Source organism: Lysobacter enzymogenes, assembly GCF_017168095.1.
Classification (GTDB): Bacteria; Pseudomonadota; Gammaproteobacteria; order Xanthomonadales; family Xanthomonadaceae; genus Lysobacter; species Lysobacter enzymogenes_D.
Genome location: NZ_LXSD01000442.1, coordinates 1 through 800, shown reverse-complemented (window position 1 = coordinate 800; position 800 = coordinate 1). Strand labels below are relative to the sequence as shown.

Here is an 800-nt window from a genome sequence, read left to right as displayed (position 1 = left end):
GGGCGGGGCCGCCTGCGCCGGCGGCGCGGGCTGCGGCTGGGCCAGGGCCGGCACGGCGCCCAGCGCCAGGGCGAGCGGAAGCAGGCTACGCAGGGGGTGACGCAGGGACATGCACGACGCTCCGAAGCGGATGGCGGTTGGACCGCGCGCTGCGGTCCGTGGCGGTCAGACCGCGCCAGGCGGCCTGAGGTTCGGTCGATTATCTGCGCACGTTAAGCGGGGCGCTTGCAAGCTTTCGTTAAAACTCCGGCGCCGGCCCGCCTGCATCGCGACCGCCGCACGCCCGACTGCAGGAGCGGCGCAAGCCGCGACCGCGAAACCGCAAACTGCGCCGCAACTCCGAAGCCGCCGCGACATCGGTCCCCGCCCCCGCCTGAAAACTCAGCGCCGCAACCACACGCCCGGATTGACCGGCTGCCCGCCGCGGCGCAATTCGAAATACAGCGCCGGCCGGCCGTGCCCGCCGGAGCTGCCGACCGTGGCGATGGCGTCGCCCTTCTTGACCGTCGCGCCGGCGTCCTTGAGCAAGGCGTCGTTGTTGGCGTACAGGCTCATGTAGCCGTTGCCGTGATCGACGATCAGCAGCAGGCCGTAACCGGTCATCCATTCCGAATAGACCACGGTGCCGTCGCCGACCGCCTTGACCGTGGCGCCGGCCGCCGCGCCGATCAGCAGGCCTTCGCTGCTGCGCCCGTCCGGCATGGTCCCGCCGAAGCCGGCCAGCAGCGCGCCCGACACCGGCCAGCCCAGGCCGCCGACCTGCGGCGCCGGCGCGCTGGCGACCTGCACCGGCGGCTTGC

At 73.1% G+C, this 800-nt stretch carries 1 protein-coding gene; it reads right to left on the bottom strand.

Annotated elements, in window-relative coordinates; all coding sequences use genetic code 11:
• Positions 1-381 precede the first annotated feature (381 nt).
• The coding region (locus tag A7A76_RS18935) for a murein hydrolase activator EnvC family protein (protein WP_206412666.1) at positions 382-800 on the bottom strand (419 nt) is incomplete at its 5' end.